The organism is Streptomyces sp. M2CJ-2 (assembly GCF_016757295.1).
GTDB lineage: Bacteria > Actinomycetota > Actinomycetes > Streptomycetales > Streptomycetaceae > Streptomyces.
In genome coordinates this window covers 1-18,676 of the sequence record NZ_JAESIF010000022.1, presented here as the reverse complement: position 1 = coordinate 18,676, position 18,676 = coordinate 1, and the positions used below count along the sequence as shown (strand labels likewise).

The 18,676-nt window shown below is 69.4% G+C and carries 16 protein-coding genes and 1 pseudogene; 8 read left to right on the top strand and 9 right to left on the bottom strand.

The window, feature by feature from the left end; genetic code table 11:
* Positions 1–8: 8 nt before the first annotated feature.
* The 9 genes from JL475_RS18530 to JL475_RS18490 all read right to left on the bottom strand — a co-directional run bounded on the left by JL475_RS18530 (position 9) and on the right by JL475_RS18490 (position 8,620).
* On the bottom strand, positions 9–1,157 hold the full coding sequence (locus tag JL475_RS18530; protein WP_202278846.1) for a thiolase family protein: 1,149 nt from the start codon (positions 1,155–1,157) through the stop codon (positions 9–11).
* Positions 1,154–1,576: an OB-fold domain-containing protein gene (locus JL475_RS18525; protein WP_307825094.1), complete on the bottom strand. Its 423-nt coding sequence runs from the start codon at positions 1,574–1,576 to the stop codon at positions 1,154–1,156. Before JL475_RS18525 ends, JL475_RS18530 begins: the two co-directional genes overlap by 4 nt.
* Complete coding sequence (locus JL475_RS18520) at positions 1,573–1,998, bottom strand: Zn-ribbon domain-containing OB-fold protein (RefSeq protein ID WP_202278845.1); 426 nt, start codon at positions 1,996–1,998, stop codon at positions 1,573–1,575. Before JL475_RS18520 ends, JL475_RS18525 begins: the two co-directional genes overlap by 4 nt.
* Before the next feature lie 5 nt (positions 1,999–2,003).
* Positions 2,004–3,191 carry a lipid-transfer protein gene (locus tag JL475_RS18515; protein WP_202278844.1) on the bottom strand — a complete coding sequence of 396 codons (1,188 nt, stop codon included), beginning with the start codon at positions 3,189–3,191 and terminating at the stop codon, positions 2,004–2,006.
* Complete coding sequence (locus JL475_RS18510; protein WP_202278843.1) at positions 3,184–4,365, bottom strand: CaiB/BaiF CoA-transferase family protein; 1,182 nt, start codon at positions 4,363–4,365, stop codon at positions 3,184–3,186. Before JL475_RS18510 ends, JL475_RS18515 begins: the two co-directional genes overlap by 8 nt.
* Positions 4,362–5,651 carry a CoA transferase gene (locus JL475_RS18505; RefSeq protein ID WP_307825093.1) on the bottom strand — a complete coding sequence of 430 codons (1,290 nt, stop codon included), beginning with the start codon at positions 5,649–5,651 and terminating at the stop codon, positions 4,362–4,364. The genes JL475_RS18510 and JL475_RS18505 overlap by 4 nt, the downstream gene beginning before the upstream one ends.
* Positions 5,652–5,748: 97 nt before the next feature.
* Positions 5,749–6,567, bottom strand: coding sequence for an SDR family NAD(P)-dependent oxidoreductase (locus JL475_RS18500; RefSeq protein WP_202278842.1), 819 nt, complete (start codon positions 6,565–6,567; stop codon positions 5,749–5,751).
* On the bottom strand, positions 6,564–7,826 hold the full coding sequence (locus JL475_RS41495; protein ID WP_307825092.1) for an acyl-CoA dehydrogenase family protein: 1,263 nt from the start codon (positions 7,824–7,826) through the stop codon (positions 6,564–6,566). The genes JL475_RS18500 and JL475_RS41495 overlap by 4 nt, the downstream gene beginning before the upstream one ends.
* On the bottom strand, positions 7,823–8,620 hold the full coding sequence (locus tag JL475_RS18490) for an SDR family NAD(P)-dependent oxidoreductase (RefSeq protein WP_202278840.1): 798 nt from the start codon (positions 8,618–8,620) through the stop codon (positions 7,823–7,825). The genes JL475_RS41495 and JL475_RS18490 overlap by 4 nt, the downstream gene beginning before the upstream one ends.
* 354 nt (positions 8,621–8,974) lie before the next feature.
* Here JL475_RS18490 and JL475_RS18485 point away from each other — a divergent pair, with 354 nt between their 5' ends.
* The 8 genes and pseudogenes from JL475_RS18485 to JL475_RS40085 form a co-directional block, all read left to right on the top strand.
* Positions 8,975–9,805 (top strand): mycofactocin-coupled SDR family oxidoreductase, encoded by an 831-nt coding sequence (locus tag JL475_RS18485; RefSeq protein WP_202278839.1) that lies wholly within the window; start codon positions 8,975–8,977, stop codon positions 9,803–9,805.
* A 30-nt stretch (positions 9,806–9,835) separates the two neighbouring features.
* On the top strand, positions 9,836–10,030 hold the full coding sequence (locus JL475_RS18480) for a ferredoxin (RefSeq protein WP_202278838.1): 195 nt from the start codon (positions 9,836–9,838) through the stop codon (positions 10,028–10,030).
* Positions 10,030–11,253, top strand: coding sequence for a cytochrome P450 (locus JL475_RS18475; protein ID WP_202278837.1), 1,224 nt, complete (start codon positions 10,030–10,032; stop codon positions 11,251–11,253). Before JL475_RS18480 ends, JL475_RS18475 begins: the two co-directional genes overlap by 1 nt.
* A 17-nt stretch (positions 11,254–11,270) precedes the next feature.
* Complete coding sequence (locus JL475_RS18470; protein WP_202278836.1) at positions 11,271–11,657, top strand: nuclear transport factor 2 family protein; 387 nt, start codon at positions 11,271–11,273, stop codon at positions 11,655–11,657.
* Positions 11,658–11,751: 94 nt separating this feature from the next.
* The gene (locus tag JL475_RS18465; RefSeq protein ID WP_202278835.1) at positions 11,752–12,951 is read left to right on the top strand and encodes an NAD(P)/FAD-dependent oxidoreductase; all 1,200 of its coding nucleotides are present in this window, start codon (positions 11,752–11,754) and stop codon (positions 12,949–12,951) included.
* Positions 12,952–13,335: 384 nt separating this feature from the next.
* A complete protein-coding gene (icmF, locus tag JL475_RS18460) occupies positions 13,336–16,566 on the top strand; it encodes a fused isobutyryl-CoA mutase/GTPase IcmF (RefSeq protein ID WP_202278834.1) in 3,231 nt (1,076 codons plus the stop codon).
* A 49-nt stretch (positions 16,567–16,615) separates the two neighbouring features.
* Entirely contained in the window at positions 16,616–17,476 is an 861-nt protein-coding gene (locus JL475_RS18455) for a 3-hydroxybutyryl-CoA dehydrogenase (protein ID WP_202278833.1), read from the top strand.
* 754 nt (positions 17,477–18,230) lie between these two features.
* A pseudogene (locus JL475_RS40085) lies at positions 18,231–18,395 on the top strand (IS30 family transposase); the annotation flags it as partial.
* Positions 18,396–18,676: the final 281 nt, after the last annotated feature.

Below are 18,676 nucleotides of genomic sequence, written 5' to 3'. Positions count from 1 at the left end.
CCTTGTGATCAGCGGGTGAGTACCGTGCACGCGCTGATGCCGGGTGCTCCGTAGACATGGGTGAAGCCGACCCGGGGCCCGCCGGGGACCTGGTGCGCGCCGGCGTCGCCGCGCAGTTGCAGCACGGTCTCGTAGACCTGCCGCAGCCCCGATGCGCCGATCGGCTCGCCGTTGGCGATGCAGCCGCCGTCGGTGTTGACCGGCAGCCGGCCGCCGATCTCGGTGGCTCCTTCGGCGAGGGCCTTCTCCTGCTCGCCGTGGGCGCACAGCCCGGACTCGGCCATGTGCATCAGCTCCGCGCCGGCCTCGGTGTCCTGAAGCTGCGCCAGGTCCACCTCGTCCGGTGCGACGCCGGCCTGTTCGAAGGCCGCCCGCGCCGCCTCCACCGTCGGCGCATCCGCCCGCTCCAGCGCCAGCCACGGGCTGAACACCTCGAACGATCCGTACCGCCGCGACCGCAGCGTCGCCCCGCGCAGGAACACCGGCCGGCCGGTGTAGCGGTGAGCGAGGTCCGCACGGCACAGCACCAGCGCCACCGCGCCCTCGGCGGGCGAGCAGTACATGTACTGGGTCAGCGGATGCGAGATCATCGGCGCCGCCGCGATCTCCGCCTCGCTCAGCGAGGTGCGCCGCCAGGCGTTGGGGTTCAGCGCGCCATTGCGGAACGCCTTGGCCGCGATCTTCGCCAGCACGCCGACGTCGATCCCGGTCTGGTGCAGATACCGCTGGATCTTCATGCCGAAGAACTGTGTGGTGAGCATCAGCCCGGTCTCCCCGTACCAGGCACCGATCCCGTGTTCGGCCGGGTCGGTGTTGAACGCCCCACGCTCGTGCTTGTCGAACCCGATCACGATGCCGAGGTCGTGCAGCCCCGACTTGATCGCCGCGTGCGCGCTGATCAGCGCGCTGCCGCCGGTGGCGCACCCGTTGGCCACGTTGATGAACGGCAGGCCGCTCAGGCCCAGTTCTGACACCAGCGTGTCGGCGTCGCCCGCCGAGTGGCTGCCCCCGAACGCGAACTGCATGTCCGCGAAGCCCGTGCCCGCGTCGGCCAGCGCCGCCCGAGCCGCGGCCACCGCCTGCCGTCGGCCCGAGACCCCGGGGGTGCGGCCGAACGGGTGGATGCCGATCCCGACGATCGCCACGTCCGTGCTCATCGCCGGACCTCCCGGGCGGGGGCGAACGCGAACGTCAGCACCGGTGTGCCGGCGTCATCGGTGCGGAAGGGCACCAGCTCCAGCATCATCGGCATCCCGATCCGCAACCGATCGGGGTCGTTCTCGGTCAGTCGCGCTTCCACGATCACCTGTCCCGGTAGCTCCACATAACCCACTCCGTACGGCTCGAACTCCCGCGGTCCCGCGTACGGCTGCTTGGGCCGGAACCCCTGCACCGTGAAGGACCACAACGTGCCCGTCCGCGAGAGCGGCACGTCCTGCATCGACGTCCCCGTGCACCGCGGGCAGCCGTCCTGCCGGGGGAAGGTGTGCGCGCCGCAGTCGGCGCACCGGCTGCCCACCAGCGCCACTCCGTCCGGGGTGTCGGTGAACAGCGAATCGTCCACGGTGCGTGTCACGCCTCCACCTCCCAGTTGGGGACGGTGGTTCCGTCCGGCGCCCGGTCGAAGCGCACCCGCATCGGCTGCCCGACCTCCAGCTCGGCCTCGCCGGGAACGCTCCCGACGAGCCGGGCGTCGACCTCGTCGAGGTCGACCAGCACGACCGTGTACGGCGTCGGGAACGCCGGGTGCACCTGATGGGTGACGGTGGTCCAGGCGTGGACGCGCCCGCGGCCGGGCACGGCGCGCCATTCGCTCCGGACGTCCCCGCAGGAGAAGCAGACCTGCCGGGGCAGGTGCAGCAACTGCCCGCACGCGCTGCAGTAACGCAGCGCCAGTTCGCCCCTGCGGGCGGCGGCGAAGAACCCGCCGGTGTCATGGTCGTCCTCGGTCGGCAGCAGCGGCAGCACGGCGACCTCGTGGAACACCTCCTCGGACATCCCGCTCACCCCCTCACCAGCAGCAGCGCGCTCGTGCCGGGCGGTGGGGCCGAGGTGACCAGGCTGACCTCGGCTCCGGCGATCTGCGAGGTGGACGTGCCGCGGATCTGGCGGACGCCCTCCAGCACATGGTTCATCCCGTGCACGTAACCCTCCGACAGGTTCCCCCCGGCGGTGTTGACCGGCAGGGCGCCGCCCTGGCGCAGCGCCCCGCTTTCGGCGAAGGCACCGCCCTCGCCCTTGGCGCAGAAGCCGTAGTCCTCCAGCTGGAGCAGAAGCGTGATCGTGAAGCAGTCGTAGATCTGTGCCACGTCCACGTCGGAGGGGCCCAGGCCGGCACGGGAGAACAAGGTCCGCGCCGCGGTCTTGGAGGGCGTGACCGTGATGTCGGGACGCATCAGCATCGGGTACATCACCCCGGGCTGCACCCGCGGACCCGTCGACTGCGCGACCGCGCGGATCAGCGCCGGCGGCTGTGCGCAATCCGCCGCGCGCTCGGCGGTGGTGACGACGACGGCGCAGGCGCCGTCCGTCTCCAGGCAGAAGTCGAACAGCCGCAGCGGCAGGGAGATCGGCCGAGCCGTCAGGCAGTCCTCCAGGGTCAGCTCGCGCTCGTGCATCTGCGCCGCGGGGTTGCGGTTGGCGGCCGCCCGGCAGGCCAGCGCGATCTCCGCGAGCGCCTCCGGGCGGGTGCCGTAGGTGCTCATGTGGCGCTGGGTGAGGAGCGCGAAGAACTGGCCGGGCGTCACCAGTCCATAGGGACCGAAGAACTCCTCGTAGTTGCCCCGGCCGCCGACGCGGGCGTCGAAATCCACGGTGCCCAGCCCGTACCGGCGTCCGGATCGCCCGTTGAGGGCGCGGTAGACCAGGACGGTGGTCGCCTGTCCGGACAGGATCGCGGCGACCGCCTGACCGACCATGGCGCAGGGGCCTGACCCGCCCGGCCCGGTCTGCCCCCAGTAGGTCAGGTCGTCGATGCCCAGGGCGTCGGCGATCGCGCTGTAGGAGACCAGGTCGTAATCGCAGGACACGACACCGTCCACGTCGGCCATGGTGAGTCCGGCGTCTTCGAGCGCGGACCGGCAGGCCTGCGCGGCCAGCGTCAGCTCGCTGCGGCCGCTGTCCTTGGAGAACTCGGTGGCGCCGATGCCCGCGATGGCACAGCGGTCACGGTGGGAAGCGGAATCAGGCACTTTCGAGCACCTCCCTGGTGTGCTCCCCGAGCCGAGGAGCACGGCGTGGTCCGGGAAGGCCGAACGCGCTGAAACGGTAGGGGGTGCCGGGCTGCTTGACGGACTGCGCACCGTCCTGCTCCACATCGACGAAGAAGCCGCGTGCTCGCAGGTGCTCGTCGTCGAACAGCTCCTCCGGAGCCCTGGCGACTCCGATCGGCAGTCCGCGCCGCTGGCCCTCGTGGTAGGCGGTCTCGGCGTCGAGGAGCAGGAAGAACACCTCGACCAGCTCCTGGATGTGCGCGAAGTTCTCCTGGCGGTGTGCCAGGTCGTCATAGGCGGGGTCGGTGAGGTCGGCGGCCAGCCCCATGTCGTCCATCCACTTCACCAGGGCCTGCCAGGGTTTCTGGTCGGCGAGGATGAGTGCGAAGTACACGTAGTGGTCATCACCGCACCGGAACAGGGCCGGCTGCGTCGGGGAGGGCTGGGCGTGCCGACTGGTCTGCCGCTTGACGACCGCCTTCGGGTAGAACCAGAAGGGGTTGCTCAGTTCGCCGCTGACCGCGCAGGCCGCATGAACGGAGACGTCCACGACCTGGCCCCGCCCGGTCCGCCTCCGCTCCAGCAGGGCGAGCAGCAGACCGGTGTGGGCGAAGCTCGCCGCCGTCGTGTAGGCGTGGTCGCCGCCGGGGCGGATCGGCGGGATGGAGTGGTCGTCGTAGCCACAGGAATGGAGCATCCCGCCGGCCGCGAGCCCCACCAGGTCGCTGCCGCGGTAGGCGGACCACGGCCCGTCGAGGCCGAACGGGGTGACCGCCACCACGATCAGCCGCGGGTGCCGGGCGACCAGCTCGGCAGGGACGAGGCCGCGCGCGGCAGCCTGCGCGGGCTCCAGCGAGATGAGCAGCACGTCGGCACCGGTGATCAGTTCGGCGAGCGCGGTCCGCCCGGCGTCGCCGGTGTCGTCGATCGTGACGCTGCGCTTGCCGGCGTTGTACCAGCGGAAGGAGAGGCTGGCCTCGGGGTCGGTGCGGTCGCCGGGGAACGGCCCGATCCGCCGGCCGGCCGCCCCGGAGGGGGGCTCCACCTTGATGACGTCGGCGCCGGAGCCGGCCAGCAGCTTGCCGGTGAACTCGCCGCCGGGATCATCGGCGATCTCCACGACCCGCAGGCCGCTGTAGGGAGTGGCGGTCACAGGATCCCCTCCTTGGTGAGCTCGGCGATCTCCTCATGTGGCATGCCGAGCAGGGTGGTGAACACGTGCTCGTTGTCCTCACCGAGCAGCGGAGCCGAGCGCCAGTTGTCCGGCTCGATGCCGGAGAAGAGCACCGGGCTGCCCTCGAACCGCGCCTCGCCGATGACCGGGTGGTCGAGTTCGAAGAAGGTGCCCCGGTGCGCGAGCTGGGGGTCGTGCTCGTTGAGGTCGCCGGCGTGCTGCACCGCCGCCGCCGCGACGCCCGCGGCCTGCAGCCGGTGCATGATCTCGTGCGGGTCGCGCTCGCGCGTCCACGCCGACAGGTACTCGTCGAGGACGTCTTGGTGGGCGAACCGGTCCGCCTGCGTGGCGAAACGCGGATCAGCGGTCCACGCGGGCGCGCCCACCTCGGTGACCAGCGCCTTCCAGTCGGCGTCGTCGAAGACCGCGATCGCGACCCAGCGGTCCTCGCCGGCCGCCGGGTACACGCCGTGCGGCGCCGCCTGCGGATGCTCCAGCCGGTTGCCCGTGGGGAAGTCCGGGCCCCGGGTCGACCGGCCGTTCACGGCGACGTCCAGCAGTACCGGGCCGAGCAGGTTGATCCCGACCTCCACCGCGGAGACGTCGACCTCGGTGCCCTGCCCGGTGATCTCCCGCTGCAGCACCGCCATCAGGACGGCCGCGGAGTTGTAGTACGCCGCCTGGTTGTCCATGTGTGAGAAGCCCCACCCCGAAGGCTCGCGTCCGGGAAGGCCGCTGATGTGGGTCAGTCCGCTGACGGCTTGGACGACCGGGCCGTAGCTGCGGTACTCGCTGTGCGGCCCGTCGTGGCCGTATCCGCTCATCCGGGCGTAGATCACGTCCAGTCGCAGCTCACGGAGCCGTTCGTAGGTCAGTCCCCACCGCTCCATCACGCCGGGTGCGAAGTTCTCGGTCACCACCGAGGCCTTCGAGATCAGCTGCTCGGCGATCAGCCTGCCGCGCTCGGTCCGCATGTTGATCGTGACGCCGAGCTTGTTGCGGTTGTAGTTGTTGAACAGCCCGCCCTTGTTCGGGTCCGGCTGGGGGTCCTCCTCGCCGTAGGTGCGGACCTCGCCCTTGTAGAAGGGCAGACGTCGGGGCATGTCCAGGCGCGTCCGGTCCTCGATCTTGATGACGTCGGCGCCGAAGTCGGCGAGCAGGCGGGTCGCGACCGCGCCCACGCCCATCCAGCAGAAGTCGGCAACGATGAGCCCGGCGAGCGGGCCTCGTCGCTTCCTGGGACGGCGGTTCATGGCTGTCGACACCGACACTCCTTCCAAAATTTGTCATGAGGTTTTCATCGGCGCAGGCTTCGCCCTTCAACGGAGGCTCCGCCTTCGTGGGGACTGTGGGGACGGTGTGTCAGGGCGCCGCGAGGCGCCCCCCGTCCACGGCGAGCAGAGCGCCGGTGGTGAAGCCGGCCGACGGCCCGCACAGGTACAGTGCCGCACCCACGATCTCGTCCGGGCTGCCGCCGCGGTGCAGTGGCCAGGATTCGGCCATCTCGTTGAACGCCTCCAGGTCCCATGCCTGGCTGATGTCGGTGAAGAACGGGCCGGCCAGGATCGTGTTCACCCGTACCGACGGGCCGTACTCCTGGGCGAAGCCCGCGGTGAGGGTGTTCAACGCCGCCTTGGCCGCGGCGTAGGGCAGGTCCGCGGCGGTGGGACGCTCCGACGCGATCGAGCTGATGTTGAGGATCACCCCGCCGCCCGCGGCGGCCATCCGCTTGCCGGCCGCCGCCATCAACCGGAAGGGGCCCTTCAGATTGACCCCGATGACCTTGTCGAACAGCTCCTCGCTGACTTCGTCGAGGCTGGGATACAGCGGGGCGATGCCTGCGTTGTTGACCAGGATGTCGACGGTGCCGAGGGTCTCCTCGACCTCGTCGAGCAGGTCGGTCAGCCGGTTCCAGTCCGCGACGTGGGCGGCGTGCGCACTCACCCGGCGGCCTGTGGCGGCCGCCAGTTCCTCGGCGAGCGCGACGCAGTTGTCCTTCTTGCGGCTGGCCACCGCGACGTCCGCACCGGCCGCCGCGAACGCGACGGCGATCTCCCGGCCCAGCCCGCGGCTGCCGCCGGTCACCAGGGCGGTTCGCCCGGCGAGCGGCTGCTCCACTGCCCGTGCCGCGGCCACGGCCTCGGCCACCGAACGAGCATCGACGCGATCCGTTGTCGTCATCGGGGAACCTCCCGCCAGGGCATGTCACGATCCGTCCGCGGCTCCTGCGGAAGGCTGAGCAGGCGCTCGCCGATGATGGTGCGCTGCACTTCGTCCGAGCCGCCGGCGATGCGGTAACCGGGAGCGCCGAGGACATGCCCGGTCCACTGGAAGGTTTCGTCCTCCGTGTCGGCCACCAGCCTCGGTCCGAGGATGCTCGCCGCTGCCTCGCTCACCAGCGTCAGTCCCTGGCTCCAGGCGAGTTTGCGCAGCGATCCGACCGGCCCCGGCTCGATCCCGGCCAGCCGCGTCTCCCGGTCGCGCTGCGCCGCGATCTGGGCGACCCGCTCGTGCACCCACACCTCGGCCAGCAGGCGCCGCACCTCTGGATCGCCGGTACGGCCCAGCCTGCGGGCCAGTGCGACGAGCTGTGTGTAGCCGCCGCCGACGGAGCTGGTCCGTCCGCTGTGACCGCGCTCGAAACCGAGCGTGGCCAGGGCGACCCGCCACCCCTCGCCGACACCGCCCAGGCGCAGCGAATCGGGGATCCGCACCTCCTCGAGGAACACCTCGCAGAACGACGATCCGCCCGACATCTGGCGCAGCGGTCGCACCTCGACACCCGGACTGTCCATGGGCAGCAGAAACGCCGTCATGCCCTTGTGCTTGGGCACGTCCGGGTCGGTCCGCACGATGAGCTCGCCCCATCCGGCGAACTGCGCGCCGGAGCTCCACACCTTCTGCCCGGTGACGACCCAGTCGTCCCCGTCGCGGACGGCGCGGGTGCTCAGCCCCGCCAGGTCCGATCCCGCCGACGGCTCGGAGAACAGCTGGCAGGCCAGCTCGTCGCCGCGCAGCAGGGGCCGCGCCAGCCGTTCCCGCTGCTCCGGCGTCCCGAACAGGCGCACCGTCGGCGCGATCAGGTGCAGGCTCACCGAGGCCAGCTCATGGGACCCCGGCGTGTCGAACTCCGCCTCGACCTCGGCGAACGCCTCCTCGAACAGGGGGTCGAGGCCGGCGCCGCCGTACTCGGACGGCCACGTCAGTGCGCCGTAACCCGCGTCGAACTTGACGCGCTGCCATGTGCAGATGCGCTCCAGGAGCGCTTTCTCCTCATCGAACGGCAGGTCGTGGAAGACCGCGACGCTGTCGGCCGCCTCGTCCTGGTCCTGCCGGGGCCGGGCATGGCGTGCCAGCCACTCGCGGGCCCGCCGAACGAACTCAGCGGGCTCGGGCGCGTCCGCCCTCGGCGGGGCTCCGTCCACCTGCTCCGCCGTCACCACAAGGACTCGCCTCCGTCCACCACGAGATTGGTGCCGGTCACGAACGAGGCGGCGGGGTTGCACAGGTAAAGTGCGCCCTCGGCGATGTCGGAGGGCATACCGGCCCGGTTCAAGGGAGTCAGCTCGGCGCCGAGTTCGGCGGCCTTGGGGTTGTTCGACAGCGACATCGGAGTCACCACGAGTCCGGGGGACAGCGCGTTCACCCGGATGCCGAGCGGGGCGAGCTCGTAGGCCGCCACCCGGACCAACTGGTTCAGTCCGGCCTTCGTCGTCGAGTAGGGCAGGGTGCCCGGCCGCGTGCCCTCCGCCCGGATCGAGGAGACCACCACGATCGCGCGGTTGTCGGCGGGACGGTCGCGCATGAGACGTGCGGCGGCCTGCGTGCAGCGGAAGGTCCCGGTGAGGTTCGTGGAGATGATCCCGTCCCACTCCTCGTCGGTCACCTCCAGGAATGGATGGAAGATCCCGTAGCCGACATTCGCCACGAAGATGTTCAGCGCCGGCAGCTCATCGGTGAGGCGAGCGAACAGCTCGTCCACACCGGCGCGTCCGCTGAGGTCGGCGGCCAGCGACTCGATCCGCTGGCCGTCCCCGGCCCCCGTGCGCAGTTGTTCGGCCGCGTCGTCAAGAGCGACCTTGTCGCGAGCGACGATGACGACGTTCGCACCCTCGCTGACGAAGCGTTCCGCGATCGCGAACCCGATGCCCTTGCTCCCGCCGGTCACCACGGCCCATTGGTCGCGGAGCAGCCCGGTCGCCGCCGCGCTGCTGCGGTCCTCTGCTGTTGCCAAGTCACTCCTCCGTCTGTGTGCTTGTCTCTCCCGCCCATGACCAGCGGGTTCTGACCGCACTGAGGCTGTCCGCTCCGGACGATGTCGAGGCCGGCCGCGTCTTCGGGTGCCGCCGCTTCCAGGGCCCCTCTGACTCCGCAGTGTGGCGGACGCAACATAAAACATCATGAGGAAATAACGCAAGGGTCTCGGTGAGGGGTGCCCGGTGGCGTGATGATCCTCATGAGAAATAAAGATGAACCTTATGATGAATATTGACCGCCGCGTTGGACGGCTGTAGCGTCCTGGCCACTCGAGCGAGGAAGATCACACAAACCTGCTGCAAGGCTGTGCAGAGAGTGGAGTTGAGGACACATGGGGCGGGTAGAAGGCCAGGTCGCGTTGATCACCGGTGCGGCCCGTGGTCAGGGGCGCGCTCACGCCGTGCGGCTGGCGCAGGAGGGTGCCGACATCGTCGCCATCGACCTGTGCCGCGACCAGCCCGAGCTGCAGTACGGTCAGGGCACACCCGAGGACCTGGCCGAGACCGTGGCGCTGGTCGAGAAGGAAGGTCGCAGGATCATCGCCCGCGCCGGCGATGTGCGTGACCAGGCAGCGCTGGACGGCATCGTGGCTGAGGCGCTGGAGCAGTTCGGCAAGATCGACATCCTGGTCTCCAACGCGGGGATCTCCAACCAGGGACTGGCGCACGAGCTCACCGACAAGCAGTGGGCCGACATCCTCGAGACCAACCTGATCGGCGCCTGGCACGCAGCCAAGGCAGTGATCCCGTCCATGATCGAGCGTCAGTCGGGGTCGATCGTTTTCGTCAGTTCCACCACCGGGCTGCGCGGGGTGCCGGGCCAGGTCCACTACGGGGCGTCCAAGCACGGAGTGCAGGGGCTGATGGGTGGCCTCGCCAACGAGCTCGGCGGGTACGGAATCCGGGTCAATTCGGTGAACCCCGGCACGGTGAACACGCCGATGGCGCTGAACGAGCGCCTGCTGAAGAACTACCTGCCGCACATCGAGAACCCCACCCTGGACGACGCTGCCGAGGCGTTCAAGCCGCTCACCCTGCTGCCCGCCCCCTGGGTGGAGCCGGAGGACGTCGCCAACGCCGTGCTGTGGCTCGCCTCCGACGAGGCCCGCTTCGTCTCCGGTGTCGCGATTCCCGTGGACTGCGGCCTGCTGGCCAAGTTCTGACTTATCAGCTTCGAAAACAAGGGAGTTTTCATGCTCGCCAAGTTGGAAATCGACGTGCCCATGTGTCAGGGCCACGGCCGCTGTTACGAGATAGCACCGGATGTGCTCGACGCCGACGGGGACGGCATCGCCGTCCTCAAGAGCGACGAGCCGATCGACCTGGAACGGGCCCGCGCGATCGCTGCCACCTGTCCGGAGTTCGCGATCCTCGTCAAGGAGGTCTGATGACCGTCAACGACACCCAGAAGCGGGGCCTGTGCCCGGTCAACCTCTGGTCCGAGGAGTTCAACGAGAACTTCTGGGAGACCGTCGGCTCGCTGCAGCAGAACGCCTCGCTCGGCGTGCACAGACAGGGTAGCACTCCGTGCTACTACGCCACCCGGTACCGGGATGTCTTCAACGTGCTGCGGGACGCCGCCACTTACTCCTCCGAGGGGGGAGTTGCGATCCTGGGTGGTGACAACCGCTCCGAACCGCCGAAGAACGAGGGCCGGTTCCTGCCCGAGGACCTCGACGCGCCGGTGCACACCGAGTGGCGCAAGGTGATCGACCCGTTCCTCACCGCAAAGCGGGTCGAGGCCTACGAGCCCACGATCCTTGAGACCATCGACGAGCTGCTCGACGCCGTGCTGCCGAACGGCCGGTTCAAGTTGCTGGCCGACTTCCTGCGGCCGCTCCAGCTGAAGATCATCTTCGCCGATCTCCTGCACCTGCCGGGTGAGGAGATCGAGGACTGGATGCACTGGAGCCACGACCTGTTCGTCGGCGAGACCCCCGAGATCGCGGCGCAGGCGTTCGTGAGCATCAACAAGGCAGCCGAGGAACTGGTCCTGCGGCGGATGGCCGACCCGATTCCGGACGACCTGGTCAGCGCCGTCTGCACGGTCAAGGAGATCGGCGGCCGCGAGCCGACCCTGGCCGAGCGCACCGCGGTGGTCGTGCCGCTGGCGATCGCCGGCACCGAGTCGGTGGGGACCATCCTCAGCGGCATCGTCCACCACCTGGCCACCCACCCCGACGACCTCGCCGAGCTGGTCGCCGACCCCGGCCTCGTCCCCGCCGCCGTGGAGGAGGGGCTGCGGATGTTCGCCAACGTGACGGCGCTTCAGCGAACGGTGACACGTGACACCGAGCTCGGCGGGGCCCCGCTCGAGGCCGGCGCGAAGGTCTGGACGAGCTACAACGGCGCCAACCGCGACCCGGAGCAGTTCCCCGACCCGCACACCTGGAACCTGCACCGCGACGAGGTGCGTCATGTGGCGTTCGGCGTGGGCCCTCACCGGTGCCTCGGATCCAACCACGCCCGCCTCATGATCCGGTCGGTGCTCACCCGTCTGCTCGAGCGAGTGCCCCGCTTCACCCTCGCACCCGACCAGACGATCTCCCACTTCTCCATGCCGACCCGCGGCATCCACGAAGTCATCATCGACGTCCCCACCCAGGGCTGACAGACGGGAACACCGACGTGTCCGAAGACAACAAGCAGGAACTGTTCGACCGCGCGCTCGCCGTGGTCGACGCCTGGAACCGCCTCGACTTCGACGCGCTGCGCGAACTCGTGCACGAGGACGTCGAGGTGGTGCACCAGAACCGGGGGGTCGCGGCCCGGGGCCGGGACCTGATGTTCGAGACCATCGAGGCGATGAGCAAGGCGTTCCCCGATCGGTCGATCGGTGAGACCACCCGCTGGGCGGTCAGCGGGAACACGGTCTTCCGGGAGACCGTGTGGCAGGGGACCGCCGCGGTGGACGTGCCCGGCTTCGGCAAGGCCGGTGAGCACTGCAAGCTCGACGTCCTGTCGCTGATGACGTTCGAAGAAGGTCGCCTCGTGGAGTGGTGCGACTACGGCTGACGGCTGGGGAAGGGGCGGATGCGAACCGCACCCGCCCCTTCCCAGCTCGCTGGTTGAGTTCCGGGACGAACCCGGGGCCGGACAAGGAGTTCGTATGACAGGCCAGCCACAGCACGTCGTGGTGGTCGGCGCCGGGCTGGGCGGGATTCGGACCGCCGAGCAGCTGCGCGCCTCAGGTTTCCAGGGAAAGATCAGTCTGGTGGGGGCCGAGCAGCACCTGCCCTACGACCGTCCCCCGTTGTCCAAGCAGGTGCTCACCGGGGAGTGGGATCCCGAGCGGATCGTGCTGTGCGACAAGGCCCGGCTGGACGAACTCGGCATCTGCGCCCGGTTCGGCGAGCCGGCGGTGGCACTGCACGACGGTGCCGTCGAACTCGCCGACGGCACCAGGCTGCAGGGCGACGCGATCGTCGTCGCGACCGGTGTGGCGGCGCGGCGGCTTCCCGACCAGCCGGACACCGCGCACACGCTGCGCACCCTGGACGACACGCTCGCGCTGCAGAACGCACTGGCGACCGCACGGTCCCTGTTGGTCGTCGGCGCCGGCTTCGTCGGCGCCGAGGTCGCCGGGGCCGCACGGGCCCGCGGCATCGACGTGACCGTCCTCGAGGCCATGCCCGTGCCGTTCGCCCGGGCCCTCAGCCCCGAAATCGGCGCTGCCTGCGCCCGGTTGCTCACCGAAGGCGGGGTCGATCTGCGTACGGACGCCCGCCTGGAACGCTTCACAGGAGGGTCCTCCGTCGAGCTGACCGACGGCACGCGCCTGAACGCCGATGTCATGCTCGTCGGAGTCGGCGGGGTTCCCGAGCTCGGCTGGCTCGCGGGCACCGGCATCGACACCTCCAACGGGGTGCCGTGTGACGCCCGTGGCCGCGTCGAAGGCGTTGCCGGCATGTGGGCGGTCGGCGACATCGCCGCTTGGACGGACCCGGTCCGAGGCGGCCGGCGCCGCAGCGAACACTGGACCAACGCCACCGATCAAGCTGCTGTCGTGGCCCGCGACATCGTCGGCGCCGATGCGCCGCCTCTCTCGACGCCGTACTTCTGGTCGGATCAGTTCGGATTGAAGATCCAACTGGTCGGGCGGCCCGACCTAGCCGACACCGTGCTCCCCCTGCACGGGACCGGTCTCGACGGTGGCCCCGTCAAGGGCACGGTTGCGGCCTACTTCGACGGTGCGCGCCTGGTCGGCGTCGTCGGATTCGGCGCGGCGCGGCTCATCGCCCGCTACCGCGGGCTCGTCGGCCGCGAGGCCGACCGCGCCGAGGTGCTTGCCCTGGCCACCTCGGATTGAACGAGTCCTCCAGGTAGAGCATTCCTCATGCTGTTGCCGAGTGGTCGTAGTCGCTGATGCTGTGACCGGGTAGCACCGTCGATCACGGATGAGAGTCCACAGGACGTCGACGCGTCGGCGGGTAAGTGCGAGCTTTCCCCGCCGACCGCCCCGTCCAACTGGCTCCGGCCGTACGGACCGCGGCCCTGGGCCTGCCCCGCGTCCTCCGCGCAGGCACTCGACCCCGGCAGGGATGCCCCTTCCCGTCAGCCGCCGCCGTCACCCGGAAACGTGGTGTTCGCCGCCCTGTGCTGGTGATCACAGCACCAGCGCCTCTCGCAATTTACTAGGACGTCCTAGCATCTCTTTCGATCCGCCTCCCGCTACCTGTTGTGAGGGCACCCCATGAGCGATCTGCACCGTCCCCTGCACCCGGTCCGCCTGGTCACCGCCTCGGCCCTGTTCGACGGGCATGATGCGTCGATCAACATCATGCGGCGGATCTTCCAAGCGCAGGGCGCCGAGGTGATCCACCTCGGGCACAACCGGTCGGTGCAGGAGGTCGTGGACGCGGCGCTGGAGGAGGACGCACACGGTGTGGCGGTCTCGTCCTACCAGGGCGGGCACGTGGAGTACTTCGAGTACCTGGTCGCCTCGCTGCGCGAGCGGGGAGCGGAGCACATCCGCGTGGTGGGCGGCGGCGGGGGCGTGATCGTGCCCGAGGAGATCACCCGGCTGCGCAGCAGCGGGGTGACCATCTTCTCCCCGGAGGACGGCCAGCGGATGGGCCTCGCCGGGATGGTCAACTCGGTGTTGAAGAACTGCGACTTCGACCTCTGGGAGAGCAAGCCGGCCGACGCGGCCGCCGTGCTCGCCGGCGACTGGTCCGCTGTCGCGCGCGCCATCACCGGCGCCGAACTCGGCAAACTGCCCACGGACTTCCTGGCACAGCTGCGTTCCGCGGCAGCGGCACGGGTCACGCCGGTTCTCGGCATCACCGGTACGGGCGGCTCCGGGAAGTCGTCCCTGACCGACGAACTGGTGCGCCGGTTCCGTGTCGACCAGCAGGACAAACTGCGGATCGCGGTGATCGCGGTCGACCCGACCCGCCGCCGCGGCGGCGGCGCACTGCTCGGTGACCGGATCCGCATGAACTCCCTCGACGGAGACCGGGTCTTCTTCCGCAGTCTCGCCACCCGCGGCAGTCACGAGCTGCCCGAGCACCTTTCCGATGTGATCGACGTGGTCAAGGCCGCCGGGTTCGACCTGGTGATCGTGGAGACGCCGGGCATAGGCCAGGGCGACGCGGCGATCGTGCCGTTCGTCGGCACCTCTATGTACGTGATGACGCCGGAGTTCGGCGCCGCCTCGCAGCTGGAGAAGATCGACATGCTCGACTTCGCCGACGTCGTGACGATCAACAAGTTCGAGCGGCGCGGCGCCAAGGACGCGCTGCGCGACGTCAGCCGCCAACTGATCCGCAACCGTGAGGCGTTCGACAAGAAGCCCGAGGACATGCCGGTGTTCGGCACCTCGGCGGCGACCTTCAACGACGACGGGGTCACCGCGCTTTACCAGTATCTGAGGAGCACTCTGGCCGAGAAGGGGCTGGAGCTGTCCGAGGGCACGCTGGCACCGGTCGACGTGCGCCACTCCTCCGGCACCCGCCAGGTGGTGCCCGCGGGCCAGGTGCGCTACCTGGCCGAGATCACCGAGACGCTCCGCAGGTACCACGCCGAGACCGAACGCCTCGCCGAGGAGGCCCGGCGGGTGCAGCGCCTGGACGCCGTCAAGGGCGAACTCGCTCGGGTCGGCTCCGACGCCGGGAACGTGGCCTCGCTGCTCGCAGACGCCCGTAAGCAGCTCCCGCACGACGTCACGGAACAGATCGAGAACTGGCCCGCCGTCGTGGCGTCCTACTCCGGCGACGAGCAGGTCGTGAAGGTCAGGGACAAGGAGATCCGCACCAAGCTGACCCGTGAGTCCCTGTCGGGCAACGTGGTCCCCCGCGTGGCGCTGCCGAGGTTCACCGACCATGGGGAGCTGGTGCGGTTCTGGCGCCGGGAGAACCTGCCCGGCTACTTCCCGTTCACCGCCGGGGTGTTCCCGTTCAAGCGCGACGGTGAGGACCCGGCGCGGATGTTCGCCGGAGAGGGCGACCCGTTCCGCACCAACCGGCGGTTCAAGCTGCTGTCCGAGGACCAGCCGGCCACCCGGCTGTCCACCGCGTTCGACTCGGTGACGCTCTACGGCCGTGACCCTGGCGAACGTCCCGACATCTACGGCAAGGTCGGCACCTCCGGCGTGTCGGTGGCCACGCTCGACGACATGAAAACCCTCTACGACGGCTTCGACCTGGTCGCGCCGACGACCTCGGTGTCGATGACGATCAACGGTCCGGCACCCACCGTGCTGGCGTTCTTCCTCAACACCGTCATCGACCAGCAGATCGACAAGTTCCGCGCCGCCGAGGGCCGCGACCCCTCCGACGAAGAGGCGGCCGGGCTGCGCGCGCACGCGCTGGCGACCGTGCGCGGCACGGTGCAGGCCGACATCCTGAAGGAGGACCAGGGTCAGAACACCTGCCTGTTCTCCACCGAGTTCTCCCTGCGGATGATGGCCGACATCCAGGAGTGGTTCATCCATCAGCGCGTCCGCAACTTCTACTCCGTCTCGATCTCCGGCTACCACATCGCCGAGGCCGGCGCGAACCCGATCAGCCAGCTCGCGTTCACCCTCGCCAACGGCTTCACCTACGTCGAGGCCTACCTGGCCCGGGGCATGCACATCGACGACTTCGCGCCGAACCTGTCGTTCTTCTTCTCCAACGGCATGGACCCGGAGTACTCCGTCCTGGGCCGGGTGGCCCGCCGGATCTGGGCCGTCGCGATGCGGGAGAAGTACGGCGCCAACGAACGCTCCCAGAAGCTGAAGTACCACGTCCAGACCTCCGGACGCTCCCTTCACGCCCAGGAGATGGACTTCAACGACATCCGCACCACCCTGCAGGCACTCATCGCCATCTACGACAACGCCAACTCGCTGCACACCAACGCCTACGACGAGGCCGTCACCACCCCGTCGGAGGAGTCGGTGCGCCGGGCGCTGGCGATCCAGCTCATCATCAACCGGGAGTGGGGCCTGGCGATGAACGAGAACCCGCTGCAAGGCTCGTTCATCATCGACCAGCTCACCGACCTGGTCGAGGAAGCGGTGCTTGCCGAGTTCGACCGGATCAACGAACGCGGTGGCGTGCTCGGCGCGATGGAGACCGGCTACCAGCGTGGCCGCATCCAGGACGAGTCGATGCTGTACGAGCAGCGCAAGCACGACGGCAGCCTGCCGATCATCGGCGTGAACACCTTCCGCAACCCCCACGCGGACACCGCCGAGACCGGCGTCCTCGAACTGGCGCGCGCCACCGCGGAGGAGAAGAAGTCCCAGCTGCAGCGCGTTCTCGACTTCCAGGAGCGCCACCGCGACCCGGCCCGGGCCGCCCTCGCCGACCTCAAGGACGCCGCGGTCAGCGGCCGCAACGTCTTCGAAGTCCTCATGGACGCCGCCCGGGTCTGTTCCCTCCAGCAGATCACCGAGGCCTTCTTCGAGGTCGGCGGACAGTACCGCCGCAATGTCTGACCCCGACCCCAGCAACGACCCCGCCGCTCCTCACCAGTTGGGAATTCACATGGACCCCGTTACCCGTCTCGGCGTCGTCGGCTGCGGCCTGATGGGCTCCGGCATCGCCGAAGTCGCCGCCCGTAGTGGCCTCGACGTCCTTGTCGCCGAGGCCACACACGACGCCGCCGAAGCGGGCCGCCGTCGTCTCACCGCCTCCCTCGACCAAGGCGTACGGCGCGGAAAGCTCAGTGAGGAGCAGCGCGATCAGGCCCTCGCCAGGCTGTCCTTCACCCACGACCTCGGCGACATGGCCGACCGCCAGTTCGTCATCGAGGCCGTCGCCGAGAACCGCGACATCAAGACCGACGTCATCCAAGCCCTGGACAAGGCAGTCGAAGACCCCGCGGCGATCCTGGCCACCAACACCTCCTCGATCCCCATCATCGACCTCGCTGTCGCCACCGAACGCCCCGCGCAGATCATCGGCATGCACTTCTTCAACCCCGTGCCCGTGCAGCAGCTGGTCGAGCTCATCCCCGCGCTCACCACCGCGGAAGAGACCATGGCGCGCACCCGCCACCTCACCCAGCAGCTGGGCAAGCAGGCCATCCAGGCGTCCGACCGCTCCGGCTTCGTGGTCAACGCCCTGCTGGTCCCCTACCTGCTCAGCGCGGTACGGATGGTGGAGGCAGGCTCCGCAGTTCCGGACGACATCGACCGGGGCATGGAACTCGGCTGCGCCCACCCCATGGGGCCGCTGCGCCTGCTCGACCTCATCGGTCTCGACACCGCTCAGGCGGTGGCCGAGTCCATGTACGAGGAGTTCAAGGAGCCGCTGTACGCGCCGCCCGCCCTGCTGCGCCGCATGGTCGCCGCCGGCCACCTCGGACGCAAGAGCGGCCGCGGCTTCTACACCTACGACGCTTGAGTAAGAGAGGTGTCCAGCAGACCTGACCCGCCCGGCACCGTCGTCGCGTCAACGTCCTCTGGCTCCTTCTCCGTGACGGACGGGCCTACGAAGCCGTGCCTCCCACTGCCCTCACGGCTTGACGGACAGCATGAGGAGTCACTGACTGGGGGGCCACGATCAGTATTACCGGACAGGGCCAGCGGCCGAGGGGCGTACGGATCCGGTGCCGCAGTCGGTCACAGCAGACATGGCCGGCTCGGGACAGCGGGCCAGGTGCGGGGCGAGTTTGCCCGTGCTCATCCGGGCGAGACGGCCGAAGACCTGGGCGAGCGGCGGCGGGCATGACCCACTCGCCTCGAAGGAACTGGGAGATCTGCTCGTCGAGCGTGAACTCGTCGTTGCCGATGGCCGCCTTCGAACCAATCCGTCGCGGCGCGGACTCGGACGGTCGACCACCTGCAGTGACCCGTTATGAGGCAGCCGGTCCCGGTCACCGTCCACGGCGGCGCGGGTGCGACAAGCGGAGGCAGAGCGTGCAACCGGGGCGCTCGAAGCACCCGTCGCTGATCCCTGAATCCCTTGCAAAGGAGGGAAATCGGTGAGGCGTTGCGTTACGGCGTTTCAGCAACGCTGTTCCGTGACGCCTGCCGCTCGGGGCAGGTTCGGAACCGGCAGCGGTCCGGACAGTACACCGCCCGCTCCACCCCCACCGTCCACGACTGGCCCCACACCGGACACTCCCCTGCTCGCCCTGCTGCACCCAGGGTGAGCGCGGGGTGATACGGACTTGTCGCGATGGGATCCCGATGAGCTCGAGGCCGTTGCTCTCGCACTCAACAGCAGGCCCCGCAAGACCCTCGGGTGGAAGACACCCGCCGAAGCCCTGAACGATCATCCACCATCGATTCAGGAAGCCGGTGTTGCGACAACCGGTTGAGTCTGTGCTGGGCTCCCCTGCCGGTATGGAAGCCCGGGCCGCGCACGTCACCGCCACGTGTGGCCACGGCCATCTCGGTCGCGTCCCAGGCTGTTGCGCGCACATACCTCAGCAGTTACGGAGTCCATCAGTTCGCCGCTCACCACGCCGACCTTGCCCATGGCGCGATCGTTTCGTGTCCATCGAGTGCCTCCCTGAGGTCCAGTGTCACGGCAGGTTGCGCGCCATCACGATCCGCTGGACCTGGTTCGTGCCCTCGTAGATCTGCGTGATCTTCGCGT